Source organism: Hamadaea sp. NPDC051192 (genome assembly GCF_040682475.1).
In the GTDB taxonomy this organism is placed as follows: Bacteria; Actinomycetota; Actinomycetes; order Mycobacteriales; family Micromonosporaceae; genus Hamadaea; species Hamadaea flava.
In genome coordinates this window covers 1-13,482 of the sequence record NZ_JBFBAZ010000182.1, presented here as the reverse complement: position 1 = coordinate 13,482, position 13,482 = coordinate 1, and the positions used below count along the sequence as shown (strand labels likewise).

12 protein-coding genes are annotated in these 13,482 nt (G+C 70.5%); 1 reads left to right on the top strand and 11 read right to left on the bottom strand.

Features of this window, described 5'->3' with window-relative positions; all coding sequences use genetic code 11:
• Positions 1-81: 81 nt before the first annotated feature.
• The 7 genes from AB0M47_RS38760 to AB0M47_RS38730 are packed head-to-tail and all read right to left on the bottom strand — an operon-like array spanning position 82 to position 6,657.
• Positions 82-972 carry an ABC transporter substrate-binding protein gene (locus AB0M47_RS38760; protein ID WP_363423106.1) on the bottom strand — a complete coding sequence of 297 codons (891 nt, stop codon included), beginning with the start codon at positions 970-972 and terminating at the stop codon, positions 82-84.
• Positions 973-1,000: 28 nt separating this feature from the next.
• Complete coding sequence (locus AB0M47_RS38755; protein WP_363423104.1) at positions 1,001-2,158, bottom strand: LLM class flavin-dependent oxidoreductase; 1,158 nt, start codon at positions 2,156-2,158, stop codon at positions 1,001-1,003.
• Positions 2,159-2,160: 2 nt separating this feature from the next.
• Positions 2,161-3,063: an LLM class flavin-dependent oxidoreductase gene (locus tag AB0M47_RS38750; protein WP_363423102.1), complete on the bottom strand. Its 903-nt coding sequence runs from the start codon at positions 3,061-3,063 to the stop codon at positions 2,161-2,163.
• Positions 3,060-4,058, bottom strand: a complete 999-nt coding sequence (locus tag AB0M47_RS38745; protein ID WP_363423100.1) for an ABC transporter substrate-binding protein — start codon at positions 4,056-4,058, stop codon at positions 3,060-3,062. Before AB0M47_RS38745 ends, AB0M47_RS38750 begins: the two co-directional genes overlap by 4 nt.
• Positions 4,059-4,085: 27 nt before the next feature.
• A complete protein-coding gene (locus AB0M47_RS38740) occupies positions 4,086-4,805 on the bottom strand; it encodes an ABC transporter ATP-binding protein (RefSeq protein WP_363423098.1) in 720 nt (239 codons plus the stop codon).
• Complete coding sequence (locus AB0M47_RS38735; protein WP_363423096.1) at positions 4,802-5,650, bottom strand: ABC transporter permease; 849 nt, start codon at positions 5,648-5,650, stop codon at positions 4,802-4,804. Before AB0M47_RS38735 ends, AB0M47_RS38740 begins: the two co-directional genes overlap by 4 nt.
• Positions 5,647-6,657 (bottom strand): ABC transporter substrate-binding protein, encoded by a 1,011-nt coding sequence (locus AB0M47_RS38730; RefSeq protein ID WP_363423094.1) that lies wholly within the window; start codon positions 6,655-6,657, stop codon positions 5,647-5,649. The genes AB0M47_RS38735 and AB0M47_RS38730 overlap by 4 nt, the downstream gene beginning before the upstream one ends.
• A 190-nt stretch (positions 6,658-6,847) precedes the next feature.
• On the opposite strand from AB0M47_RS38730, the gene AB0M47_RS38725 reads away from it, so the two are divergent.
• A complete protein-coding gene (locus tag AB0M47_RS38725; protein ID WP_363423092.1) occupies positions 6,848-8,983 on the top strand; it encodes an MMPL family transporter in 2,136 nt (711 codons plus the stop codon).
• A 36-nt stretch (positions 8,984-9,019) separates the two neighbouring features.
• Here AB0M47_RS38725 and AB0M47_RS38720 read toward each other — a convergent pair whose 3' ends face one another.
• From AB0M47_RS38720 to AB0M47_RS38705, 4 genes are all read right to left on the bottom strand, one after another.
• Entirely contained in the window at positions 9,020-10,459 is a 1,440-nt protein-coding gene (locus AB0M47_RS38720) for a hypothetical protein (protein WP_363423090.1), read from the bottom strand.
• Between the two features lie 94 nt (positions 10,460-10,553).
• The gene (locus tag AB0M47_RS38715) at positions 10,554-11,816 is read right to left on the bottom strand and encodes an SGNH/GDSL hydrolase family protein (protein ID WP_363423088.1); all 1,263 of its coding nucleotides are present in this window, start codon (positions 11,814-11,816) and stop codon (positions 10,554-10,556) included.
• A gap of 11 nt (positions 11,817-11,827) precedes the next feature.
• Positions 11,828-13,303, bottom strand: coding sequence for a GDSL-type esterase/lipase family protein (locus AB0M47_RS38710; RefSeq protein ID WP_363423086.1), 1,476 nt, complete (start codon positions 13,301-13,303; stop codon positions 11,828-11,830).
• 74 nt (positions 13,304-13,377) lie between these two features.
• Positions 13,378-13,479 (bottom strand): hypothetical protein, encoded by a 102-nt coding sequence (locus AB0M47_RS38705; RefSeq protein ID WP_363418211.1) that lies wholly within the window; start codon positions 13,477-13,479, stop codon positions 13,378-13,380.
• Positions 13,480-13,482 lie beyond the last annotated feature (3 nt).

Below are 13,482 nucleotides of genomic sequence, written 5' to 3'. Positions count from 1 at the left end.
ACGGGCGTTGATCATGGAGTTTCCAGTCACGACACACCGTCGAGACCACAGTTAACTCCATGATCAACGTCGCGGTCAGGGTCAGGGGGTGGGGAGGACGGCGTCGGTGACGGTGATCGGCTTCGGGAGCAGGCCGTTGGCGTACAGGAGGTCGGCGGCGCGCTGCTGTTCGAGGACGAAGTCCTCGCTGACCGGCAGTACGCCGAACGGCCGGTGGCGCAGGGCGTACTCCCACTCGTCGAGGTTGCCGCCGCCGTCGGCGGCGAACAGCTCGGCCGCCTCGCGCGGGTTGTCGCGGATCCAGGTGTCCGATTCCTGGAGGGCGGCGACGATGACGGCCAGCTCGTCGGCGCGGTCGACGGCGAAGTCGCGGCGGGTGAACCACAGCGACCGGTGGCTGAACAGGCCGTCGGTCGGGATCAGTTCGCGTACGCCGATCTGCTGCTCGACCCGGGTCAGCGACGGGTAGGAGCCGGTCCAGGCGTCGATCTCGCCGTCGAGGAACAACTGGGCGCCGTCGTTGCCGTTGAGGTCCACCGGGATGACGTCGGACCAGGTCAGGCCGACCTTGTCGAGGGCGAACAACGCCAACGTCGTCTGCCAGGAGCCGTGGCCGATGCCGATCCGCTTGCCCCGCAGGTCTTCCAGTGACGTGATCGGCGAGTCCTCGCGTACCACGAACTTGCTGTTCTCCACGCGCGGGCCGGAGATGCCGACGTAGACGATGTCGTGACCGTGGGCCTGAGCGGTGATCGGCGGGGTGAACCCGGTGCCGATGAAGTCGTACGAGCCGTCGAACAGGCCGTCGCCATGGCTGGTGGGCAGCCCGGCGGTGACGTCGGGACGCGGGCCCGGCGGGAGCGTACGGATGTCGATCCACTCGACGTCGGGGATGGTGCGCTCGACGATGCCGCGGTGGCGCAGCACCCAGAGCGAGTTGTTGTGCGGGAAGTAGCCGATGCGCAGAGCCATGAGCGGTCCTCTCGAAGGTCAGGTCGGGTCAGGGAATGGTGATGTCGTGGTCGCGGGCCAGCAGGGGCAGCACGTTTTCGCCGATCCGGTGCGCCTCTTCCAGATGCGGCACACCGGCGAGGATGAACGCGTCGACGCCCAGGCCGATCAGCTCGTCGAGGCGCTGAGCGACCTGGTGGTAGCTGCCGACGAGGCCGAAGACCGGGCCGCCACGCAGCAGGTGGAAGCCGCCCCATACGTTGGGTGCGACCTCAAGGCCGCGAAAGCCCGCGCTCGGGTCGCCGGTGAAACCTCGGCTGCGGGCCGCGCCGACCGAGTCGCCGCCGCCTTCGAAGGCGCGCAGCGCATCGGGACCCAGATTCTCGAATCCGCGCCGAATCTCGTCCCAGGCCTGGTCCTCGGTCGGGCGGGCCAGCACGTCGAGGCGTACGGCGAACCGGGGGGTGCGGCCCAGCGCCGCGGCGTCCGCCCGGACCTGGGCGAACTTGGCGGCGAGCGCGTCGAACGGTTCCAGCCAGGACAGGTAGTAGTCGGCGTGCCGGCCGGCCGCCTCGATCGCGGCGGGCGAGGAGCCCGAGAAGTAGATCTCGGGGAACGGCTGCCCGGCCAGGTCCTTCGGCAGGCCCGCTCCCTCGACCCGGTAGAACCGGCCCTCGTAGGAGAAGTCCCCGGCCCACACTCCCTTGAGGACGTCGAGGAATTCCGAGGTCCGCGCGTACCGGTCGTCGTGGGAGACCTTGTCGCCCCACCACAGCTGCGCGGGTCCACCGCCGCCGGAGATGACGTTGTAGACGATGCGCCCGCCGGTCGCGGCCTGCAGGCTCGCGGTCAGTCGAGCCGCCTGCACCGGATGCAGGAATCCCGGCTGGTACGCGACCATGAAGCGGTACCTGCGGCTCTGCTGGGCCAGTGAGGCGGCCAGCGCCCAGGGGTCGTCGGTGCCGGGGAACGACGGCAGCAGCCCGCCGACGAAGCCGGCCGTCTCGGAGGCCCGGACGACGTCGGCCACATGGTCGGCGTAGCTGTAACCGTCCGGTGCACCGTCCCGCAGTCCCGGAGCGAGCTGCCCCGGAACGGGCCGGCCTGGCACGGACTGGTCGACGAAACCGCCCCGGCTCTGCGTACGGCGTCGCAGGGACGGCTGGTCGCCATGCGTGCCGACCCGCCAGTAGATGTCGATCGACATGGTCAGACTCCTTCCAGCACAGGGTTTTCCAGCAACGGGATGAGGTGCTCGCCGACGCGGTAGGTCTCCTCGATGCGCGGCCGGGCGTCGAACACGACGGTGGACACGCCTTGGGCGGCGTACGCCCGCAGCAGGTCGGCCGCCTCCGCATAGGTGCCGGCGAAGTCGGCCTCATCACGGAAGGGCGCGTCGGCCAGCTCGGCGGCGTCCTCGCGCAACACCGCCGACAGCTGTACGCCGATCCCGACGGTGCGCCCGTGGGCTGCGGCCAGCTCAGTCAGCTGCGCGGCAGCGGCCAGCGTCGGCGGGGTGAAGATGTGCACGTCGCCGTGCCGGGCCGACAGGTCGAGGGCGGCCGGAGACGCCCCGGTCAGCTGCACCTGAGGGAACGGCACGAGGCTCAGCGGGGCGGCGAATCCGCCGTCGAGGACGTCGAAGAACTTGCCCTCGAAGGTGAACTCGCCTTTGACGCCGCCCGGGCCGGAGGCCTTGCCGCCGCCCCACACACCCCGGGCGATCTGCAGGAACTCGGCCGCCCGCAGATAGTGGTCGTCGCCGACGGTGAAGTCACCGTGCGCTCGCGCGACGGCCGGGTCGAGGTCGACGGCGAGCCGCCAGGCGAAGCGGGAGCCGGAGAAGCGTTGCAACGACGCCGACCCCTTGGCCGCGTACACCGGGGTGCTGACGCCGGGGTGGAACTCCGCCACCACCTTCAGCCACCGGGTGTCCCGCAGTGCGGCGGCGGCCACGCTCCAGCTCTCCAGCCCGTCCGGGTCGAACGGCACGACCGCGCCGGACAGCGTGCCCAGTTCCGCCGCGCGGACGACCTCCCGCAGGTGCCCGAAGCCGTGGCGTACGCCCTCGGCCCGGGTCGGCAGGAGGACCTGAATGTCCAGTGTGGTCACTCCGCCACCTCCCGATGGGCGGCTTCGAGAACCTCGGGCGCGGCCCAGGCGGACACGTCGACCTCGCCGGCCAGGAATCCGTGCAGGGCGAGGAAGCGCTGCTGCCGGTCGAGCAGGTCGAGCCGGTCGGCGTCCAGCGTCGGGTGCAGCGTCCGGTGGAACCCCGACCGGTACGCGGTGAGGACGCCGTCGGCCCCGGACCGGGTCTCCCGGGCGAGGATGGTCCGCAGCTCGTCGAGGTGCCCGGCGGCCCAGTCGGCGGCCCGCAGCGTCTGCACGAGGAACCGGACGACCAACTCCGGCCGCTCCGCCAGGAGTCGCTCGTGGACGGTGATGGGCCGGGGTGTGCCGTTGTTGACCCGGTACCGCCGGTCGGGGTGCTCGTCCAGGTCGACCGCCACGCGCAGGCCCAGCCGGGCGGCGTCCTCGGCCTGCTTCGCGCCCTTGACGTAGACGGCGTCGATCGCACCGTCGGCAACGGCCTGCAGCCCGGGCCACAACCCTCCCCCGGTCCGGTCGCGGCCGATCTCCGTCGAGAGGCTGGGCACGGTGACGGGGCGTACGTCGTCGAGGGTCAGCCCGGCGAGGCTGAGCGCACCCTTGAAGCCGTGCAACGCCATCGCGCGGGGGAAGCTCTGTCCCCGGGTCGCGCCCCAGCCGGGGAGGGCGACGGTGGCTCCGGCCAGGCCGGCCGGCCCGGTGATCGGCGAGTCCGCCCGGACGAGGACGCTCTGCCACTCGTCGATCCAGGTCAGCCCGATGAGCCTGGTCGCGGCGCCCTCGGACTTCGCCGCGAGCGCGGGCACGTTGCCGCCTTCGCGGAACAGCCCGAGCAGCTGGTGGTCGTAGTGGTGGCGGGCCAGCTCCGGTCCGGCGTCCTGCAGCACGCCGACGTCGAGCCCGGCCGTGCCGAACTCCTCGGCCAGCCAGCCCAGGTTGAGGGCCAGGCCGCTGGCGGTCGGCACCGGGCACCGGGTGTACCAAACTTTGTCCACAGTAGATTCCAAAACGGCGGTCATGGGTCAGACCCCTTTCAACGACGGGATGCCTAGCTCGGCGAGGAAGAAGCGGCGGTACTCGACGAACCGCGGGTCGGTGCGGTCACGCGTACCGGGGAGGTCGATGGACTGGTCGGCGGCGAGCTTCCCGTCGCGCAGCACGGCGACCCGGTCGGCGAGCCGCACGGCCTCCTCGACGTCGTGCGTCACGAGGACGACCGCCGGCCGATGCCGGGTGACGAGGTCGCCGACCAGGTCCTGGGTCTGCAACCGGGTCAGCGCGTCGAGCGCGGCGAACGGCTCGTCCAGCAACAACAGCTGGGGCCGGCGGACGAGGGCTCGGGCCAGCGCGACGCGCTGGGCCTCGCCGCCGGACAGCGTCACCGGCCAACGCCGGGCGGCGTCGGGCAGCCCGACCTCGGCCAACGCCGACCGCCCGGCTTCCTGGGCGCTGCGCGGCTGGCCGATCGTGACGTTGGCGAGCACCCGCCGAGCCGGGACGAGGCGCGGCTCCTGGAACACGGTGGTACGCCGCTCTGGCACGAGCACCTCACCGGAGTCGGGTACTTCCAGCCCGGCCAGGATGCGGAGCAGGGTCGTCTTGCCGGTGCCGCTCGGGCCGAGTAGCGCCAGGAACTCCCCCGCTCTCAGGTCGAGGTCGATCGCGTCCAGCACGGTCTTGGTCCCGAACCGCTTGGTCAGACCGCGAAGCTGGACGGCGGGCGGGCGTACGGCGTCGGTCATCGGGCCTCCTGATGCCGCCGCCAGGGCATGGCCAGCCGCTCCAGTCCGCGTACGCCGAGGTCGATGGCGATGCCGAGGACGGCGTAGAGCAGGATGCACAGCACCATGTAGTCGTTGCGGTAGTACTGCTGCGCCAGCGTCACCAGGTATCCGATGCCGGCAGTGGCCCCGACCTGCTCGGCGGCGATCAGCCCGACGAGGCTGACCGACAGGCTGATCCGCAGCGCCATCAGGATGTTGGGCAGCGCGGTCGGCAGGATCACCCCGGCGACCAGGCGCACGCCGGACAGCCCGAACGTGCGGGCGGCCTCGACGAGCTTGCGGTCGACGCCCCGCACCCCGAGATACGTGTAGGCGTACATCGGGCTGGCCGTCGCCACCGCGATCAGCACCACCTTGAACAGCTCGTCGACGCCGAACCAGGAGATGAACAGCGGCACCAGCGCGAGGAACGGCACGGCCCGCTTAATCTGCATCACCGGGTCGGCCAGCCGTTCGCCGATCGCCGACAGCCCGGTCCACAGTCCGAGCAGCAGCCCGGCCAGGGTTCCGATGAGGACGCCGGGAGCCGCCCGGCCGAACGAGGCGAACAGGTAGTCGGCGAGCTGCCCGGTCGACGCCAGCTCGCGCAGCGCCTGCACGACCGCGCCCGGCCCCGCGAGCACCTCCGCGGAGATCAGGTCGCGGCTGGTCGCGTACCACCAGAGGAGGAGCAGGAGCCCCGGGACGGCGAGCCGGGCCACCACCGAGACCACCCGCCGGGGCCGCCGCGCACCCAGGAACCGGGGTGTGACCAGCGGCGACGTGACCACGGTGGCGACCGGCGGATCGATGACGGCGGTCATGACAGCACGAGGAAGACGTCGGCCGGCGCGACCTTGTCCTTGACCACGCCGTAGCGGGAGAACAGATCGGACACCGAGGTGACCGCGGCCCCGTCGGCGTCGGTGACCAGGCGCGGAACCTGCGCGTAGCGCGTCTTCTCGATCTCCAGCTTCAGCCGGTCGCCGGTGATCGCGGTGGGGCCCTGCTGGAGGAAGACGTTCTGGAACTTCTCGGGCTCCTGCTTGGCCTGCTGGGTCAGCTCACGGAGCACGTCGAGATAGACCTTGACCGCCTCCGGGTGCTGCTGGAGCAGTTCCAGCCGTGCGGCCACGATGGACAGATCCTGGTCCGGCAGGTCGCGGCCGTGCACCAGCACGCGCGCGCCCTTCGCCACGACCTGCGGGTACGCGTTGACGATGGCCCACCAGGCGTCCACCTTGCCGGTCGCGAACGCCGACGCCGCCTGGTCGAGCCCGAGGTAGACGCGTTCGACCTGGTCCACCGGGATGTTCGCCTGCTGGAGGGCGAGCAGCAGGAGGTATTCACCGCGGCCGCCCTTGTTGACGGCGACCCGCTTGCCGACGAGGTCGGCCACGGACTTGATCGGGCTGTCGGCCGCGACGACGAGGCCGTCGGTCTGCGGCGCGGCTGCGTCGGTGACCGGGTCGGTGACCGCGAAGACGCGGATGTCCTTGCTGTTGGCCAGGTAACCGAGCACCGGCGAGATCGCCCCGGCCAGCACGTTCACCGAGCCGGCGTGCACGGCGTCGGCGGTCGCGGTGAACGAGGCGTAGGAGCCACCCCATGCGACCTTCGCGTTCACGGCGGCCAGCCGCTTTTCCAGGATCCCCTCGCGTTTGGCGTACGCGAGGGGTCCGGCGTTGCCCGGGTCCTGCAACTTCAGCACCGCACCGCCGGAGTCGCCGGTGGCGGCGTCCGCCCCGGAGCCGCAGGCGCTCAGCCCGACGGCCGCGGCGGACAAGAGAGCGGTCGTGGCCGCGATCAGCAGCCTTCGGGGTACGCGCATGACGAGGGACTCCTTGCTACAAGACGATGCGACAGGACGATCACGTGGCCCGTGATCACGTAATTCCTATCGTTCCCATGGGAATTATGGGATACAAGGCCGATCCCAATGGGCAGGATGACCGGATTGTGAACGCCCCACCCGTCGCGCGGCGTAGCCTCCTGTCGGGGGAACGTCGGGGGAACCGAGCATGAAGTCATTCCTGGAACGATGGGGACAGTCAGCGGCGCGACGGCATTGGCTGGTGATCGGGCTGTGGCTCGTCGCCGTGGTGGGCCTGCTGATCGGGCGGCAGCTCTTCGGCGGGAACCTCGCCGACGACTACACGGTGCCGGGCTCGTCGGCCGCCCAAGGCCTGGATCTGCTGCAGAAGGAGTATCCGCAGGCGGGCGGCTACAGCGGCCAGCTCGTCTTCCATTCGCCGTCGGGCAAACAGGTGTCGGCGTCCTCCTCGGCGGTGAACGAGGCCGTGTCCAACGCCGCCAAACTGCCCCACGTCCTCACCGCCACGAGCCCGTTCGCCGCCGCCAACAGCCCGCAGGTGAGCAAGAACGGGCAGATCGCGTACGCGACGATCGCGTTCGACGTGGTGCCCGGCAGCCTCGACCAGTCCTACCTCGACCAGCTGGACGCGGCCGTCGCACCCGCGCGGGCGGCCGGGCTGACCGTGGACTACGGCGGCGGAGCCGGGCAGATCGACGACGCCACCGACGACCGCAGCTCCGAGGCGGTCGGGCTGGCGCTGGCCCTGGTCCTGCTGCTGATCATGTTCCTCTCAGTGGCCGCCGCGGTGATCCCGCTGGTGTCGGCCATCGTCGGCGTCCTCGTCGGGCTGTCGATCCTGGCGCTGCTCGCCAACGTCTTCACCCTGCCGACGACGGCCCCGACCGTGGCCACCCTGCTCGGGCTCGGAGTGGCCATCGACTACGCCCTGTTCATGGTGGCCCGCCACCGCGAAGGCGTCGACGCGGGCCAGCCGATCCGCCAGGCCATCGGCCGGGCGGCGGCCACCTCCGGCGCGGCCGTCGTCGTCGCGGGCAGCACGGTAGTGGTGGCGATCCTCGGCCTCTACCTGTCCGGCGTGCCGTTCGTCGGCGCCCTCGGCGGCTCCTCGGCGATCATGGTCGTGATCGCGATGTGTGCGGCGTTGACCCTCGTCCCCGCCCTGCTCGGCCTGGCGAAACGGGCGGTGCGGTCCTGGCGTCGACGCGATGCGGGCGCCGTCCCCGATCACGAGCACGGCCTGTTCGCCCGCTGGGGCCGGGCGGTCAGCCGGCACCCCTGGCCGTACGCCGCTGGAGCGACGGTGGTGCTCCTCGTGTTCGCCCTGCCGCTATTCAAGATCGAGTTCGGCCAGATCGACGCCGGGGCCAACCCCACCTCGCAGTCCTCGCGCCGGGCGTACGACCTGTTGTCGGAGGGGTTCGGGCCGGGGGTCAACGGGCCGATCACCGTCGTCGTGTCCGTTCCCCCGGGACAGTCCACCAGCGACACCCAGTCGATGATGAGCAAGCTCAGCCAGTCACTGTCCAAGACCGAGGGCGTCGCCTCCGTGTCGTCCGCCAACGTCAACCCCGCCAACACCGTGGCGATCGTCAACGCCACTCCGACCACCGCGCCGCAGGACGAGGACACGACCGAGACGGTCCAGCGGATCCGCGACGACGTGCTGCCGACGGTCCCGGCGACCACCTACCTCACCGGCAACACCGCCGGCGCGGTCGACTTCACCGACCGCATCGTCCAGCGGCTGCCCCTGATCATCGGTGCGGTGGTGCTGCTGGCCCTGATCCTGCTGACCATGGCGTTCCGGTCGCTCGCCATCGGGATCAAGGCGGCCGTCATGAACCTGCTGTCGGTGGCGGCGTCCTACGGCGTACTGGTGGCGGTGTTCCAATGGGGCTGGGGCTCGTCGCTCATCGGGCTGGACGAGAAGGTGCCGATCCCGGCGTTCGTGCCGATGTTCATGTTCGCCGTCATCTTCGGGCTGTCGATGGACTACGAGGTGTTCCTGCTGTCCCGGGTGCATGAGGCGTACGGCCAGACCGGCGACGCGCGCCGCAGCGTCGCGATCGGCATCGGGGCCACCGCGCGGGTCATCACCACGGCCGCCGCGGTGATGATCGTGGTGTTCACCAGCTTCGTGCTGAACGACCAGCCCACCGTGAAGATGCTCGCGGTCGGCCTCGCGTTCTCGGTGCTCATCGACGCGACAGTGGTACGCATGATCCTGGTGCCGGCGGTGATGTCGTTGCTGCGTGACCGCGCGTGGTGGATACCGCGATGGCTCGACCGGATCCTCCCGCGGATCAGCCTCGAGGACTGAACGGTTTACGGCCCGATCAGGGCGCAGCCTGGCGGATCAACGGCGCAGCCGGTGCAGGTTCCCCGCCAGCCAGATGAGGCCCGACACCACGACGACCGCGGCGCTCCACCAAACGAACAACGCGGTCTGTCCCGGCTGGAACGCCGACGGGGTAAACGTTGCCAGCGGCAGCCCGAGCAGATCGCCGAGCCGGCCGAGGACCGAGACCTCCGGATGCAGCTCCCAGTTCCACCGCAGCCCCTTGTCGATGTCGCTCAGCAGGCCGAGCAGCAACCCGTAGCCGGCCAGCAGGACGGCGGCCGCGACGGCGAGCCAGTGGTTCAGCTGTCGCAGGACGACCGCGACGAAGATCGACAACAGCGGGGCGACCGCGACGAGATACCGAGCAGGCGGGCCGAAGCCGGCCCACCAGTTGACGAAGGTGCACACCGCGACCGAGTACGGCACGACCACGGCCGCGACGATCAGACTGGTACGCCGCAGGCCGCCGCCCAGCGCCAGGAGCACTCCCCCGCCGACCAGGAACATGAGCGGAAAGTTGGTGAGCAGCCCGTAGTTCCGGTCCAGGAGCGCGTTGAGCACACCGGTCAGCGGCGAGATCTGGAAGATGCCGTTGCCGGAGGCCGCGTTCGCCGGGGCTGGGTTCGCCGTTCCCCAGACGACGAGGTTGTAGAGGGCGTACCCGCCGACCAGGAGAACGCTCGGGACGGCCATGGCGACGATCGCCCAGCGGTCACGGAACCGGCTGCGCTGCCAGATCCGCCCGGCCAGGAGCAGCATGACGGGCACGATGAGCAGCAGGAAGCGGCCGTGCACCCAGACGAGCGCGCCCATGGCTGCGGCGACGGCCGCGATCCGGGCGGAGGTCAGCTCCGCACGCAGCAGACCGCGTACGGCGAACACCACCGCGAGGGCGGCGATCGGCTCGATGAACAGCATCGATGAGTAGGTGTAGAGCGGCGTCCCGACGGCGAACAGCCCGGCCACGCCGACCGCGTACGCGCGGGCGAAGCCCAGCTCCGACAGCAGCCAGTAGATGTTGAGCACCGTCAGGGTCGACACCAGCACCATGAACAGGTAGACCCCGGCGACGCCCATCAGCAGGTAGAATGGATGCCACAGCAGCGGCCCGCCGAATCCATGTAGCGGCAGCGGCTGGGCGTCCGGTCCCGGCACCAGATGCGGCTCGATCGGCTGCGGATGGATCGCCAGATAGTCGCCGTTCGCGTACGCGCGGGCCGGGTTGAGGCTGTGGTACTTCCGCAGCGCGACGTTGAACATCAGGTAGTGCGGTTCGTCGCCGCTGCGCATCGGGTTGACGTAGCGCAGCCGGGCGGCCAGTCCGAACACTCCCATCGCCAGGACCGCGAGCAGGCCGGTCCAGCTCCGGGGCGACCAGGCCGGCGACGCGAGCTCGACCGTCGCCGTCGCCTGCGGCTCCTGAGGGGCTTCGATGGCGTTTGTCGCAAATGACACCTTCACACCGTAGGCCACGACTACGGCGTACCCCGGTGTCCGACACCCACTGGATCGGGGCTGCGGCACCGCTGGGGTGCCGCAGCCCGTCGGCCTATTTGAGGTACGCGGCCAGCGGTATCTGCTGGTTCCGCAGGGCCGAGGCGACGACCCCGGCGATCTGCTTGGCTCCGGCCGCCTCGAAGTGGGTGTGGTCGTCGCAGAAGAAGGCGCCGACCGGTCCGGAGGTGTAGTCGCCGTTGTTCGGGCAGAACGCGAGCGTGTTGTACAGCGTGTAGCTCAGCCGGTGCAGGTCGATGACGGGTACGCCGTTCGCGCCGGCGGCGGCGTTCGTCTCGGTGAGGAATCCCCGGTTGCCCACGGCGGTGCTGCCCGAGCAGGTGATCGCAGCGACCGGGGTCAGGAAGACGGGATGGGCTCCCCGCGCCTTGGCCGCGCTGGCCATGACGCCGAGCAGTTGCTGGTACCGCGCTGAGCCGACGTGCCGGGGACAGGTGCTCGTCCCGTCGTTGATGCCGAACTGGATGAGCAGATAGTCGCCGGACTTCATCCCGGTCGTCGCGTCCAGCATGGCCTGCCAGCGGGTGGAGTAGGTCGCCGGGCTGATGACGCATTCGCCGGACGAGTCCGTCGTCGTGGTGACGTTCGGGTCGTAGAGCCAGGTCTGGATGCTGCGGCCCGCGACCGCGTTGTTCTTCACCGTGACGCTGCCGGTGAAGTACTGGGCGAACTGGTTGCCCCAGCCGACCGGGCAGGTGGTACCGCTGGCGGGGTTGGCCACCGTCGAGTCGCCCGCGAGCCACACCGTGATCGGCGGGGTCGACGGGTTCGACGGGGACGGACTGGTCGTGGGCGGAGCGCACGGCGTCGGGTCGGGCGTCGGACCGGCCGCGGTGGTCAGCTCGACGTAGTCGACGTTGGCCAGTCCGTCCGCTGTGGTGGGACTGAGCCGGATGATGTTGCTGCCCGACGCCAGGGTCACCGTCAGCGTCGTGGTCACCCAGGTGGTCCACGCCCCGGTCCCGTCGAAGGAGGCACCGGCGACACGGGTGCCGTTGACCAGGACGTCAGCCGGGCGCGCGGTCGTGGTGCCGTTGGCGTACCGGACGCCGAGCGTCGCGGAACCGGCAGCGGACGCGGTGACCGTGAACTGCGCCGCCGCGCCGATCGCATTGGTGCCGTTGCAGAAGCCGCTGCCGGAGAAGCCGGTGTGGTTCGAGTCGATCGTTCCCGTGCAGACGGCGGGGGCCGTCTCGGCCTCGTAGCGGGTGGTCGCGGCGGCGGCGATGTTCGCGCCGACCACGGTGGCGGCCGCTGCCAGTGCCGCGGCGCAGGCGATGATCAGGTGCCGTTTCATCTCTCCTCCGCTCAGATGTACTGATCGAGGATCGGCCGCAGGCGCTGCGTGATCTTCGCGTGGCCGGCGTCGGTCGGGTGGACGTTGTCGGAGGTGTCGGTGGCCGCGTCGATCCAGCCCGTGGTGTCGACGAAGTGGACCTTGGCGTCGCCGGCCGCGGTACGGGCGGCCACGGCGTTGCGAGTCTCGGTCACGTACCGGGCGCGGAACACGCCCATCGCCAAGATCTCCGCATTCGGGTACGCCTGCCGCAGCCGTTCCAGCAGCACGATGTAGTTCGCCTGGAACACCGGGGTCGACACGCCGTGGCCGACGTCGTTGGTGCCGAGGTTGATCACGACGGCGGTCGCCTGATAGGTGGCGAAGTTCCAGTCGTCGTAGCTCACCCAGGCCGACGATCGGCGGAACCAGTCCATCATCCCATAGCAGTCCTGGCTGACCAGGCACGCGCCGCCTTGCGCGACCTGGCTGTGGGCCGCGCCGAGCGCTTCGGCCGTCTGCCAGGCGTACGTGGTGAAGGGGCGGTCGGCGTTGGGTTGGCCGACGGTGATGGAGTCCCCGATGAACTCGACGAAGTTCGCCGGGCGGCCGATCGCCGTGGTCTGCGCTCCGGCGGCGAGCAGGAGGCCGCCGAAGACGGGGTCGCCGGCGTAGGAGCCCGCCCGTTCGCGATAGCCGATGCGGATGGTGTGCGAGCCGCCGGTCAACCCGGTCGCGAGCGTCACATCGCCCGACACCGTACGCCGCCATTGGGGAGCCGCCCCGTCGACGGCGTAGAAGAGGTCGATGGCGTTGCGCTGGCGTACGCCGATCGTGCTGCCGGTGAAGCGGGCTTCCAGGTAGCCGCCGGCCCAGCCCATCGAGTAGTACGCCGGATCGGCGGTGTTCCACCGGCCGTAGTACTGGATGTTCGGATCGGTCGGCCGGCCCGTGCCCGCCGTGGATCCGCCGGTCAGGTCGACGTCCAGGGCGTCCACGTTGGGCAGGCCGTTGGCGGTGGTGGGACTGAACCGGATGACGTTGCTCCCGGCGACCAGGGCCACCGTCAGCGTCGTGGTCAGCCAGGTGGTCCAGGCGCCGGTGCCGTCGAAGGTCGCACCGGCAACGCGGGTGCCGTTGACCAGGACGTCAGCCGGCCGCGCCGTCGTGGTGCCGTTGGCGTACCGGACGCCGAGCGTCGCGGAACCGGCGGTCGAAGCGGTGACCGTGAACTGCGCCGCCGCACCGACAGCATTTGAAGCGTTGCAGAAACCGCTGCCGGAGTATCCGGTGTGGTTCGAGTCGATGGTTCCGGTACAGACAGCGGGGGCCGTCTCGGCTTCGTATCGGGTCGCCGCCGCGGCGGCGTGCGTCGTCACGACCGCCATGAGGCCGATCGTCGCCATCACGGTGCTCGCCGACAGGATCGCGGCCCGGAATCGGGCCAACGGGCGCACAGCCCGGAATCGGGCCAACGGGCGCACAGCACGGAATCGGGTGGAAGACATGTGGGGCTCCTACGCACGAGAGGGTTGACCGTGGGCGTGCCGGTTCGCCCGGACCGGCACGCCCACGGCAGTGATCAGCGGACGTAGATGGTGGGTGCGGGTGGGGTGCTCATCCCGTCGCCGAGGAAGTACGACGGATGCGGCGGCTGGTTGTAGGCGGTGTTCTGCCACGCCAACGC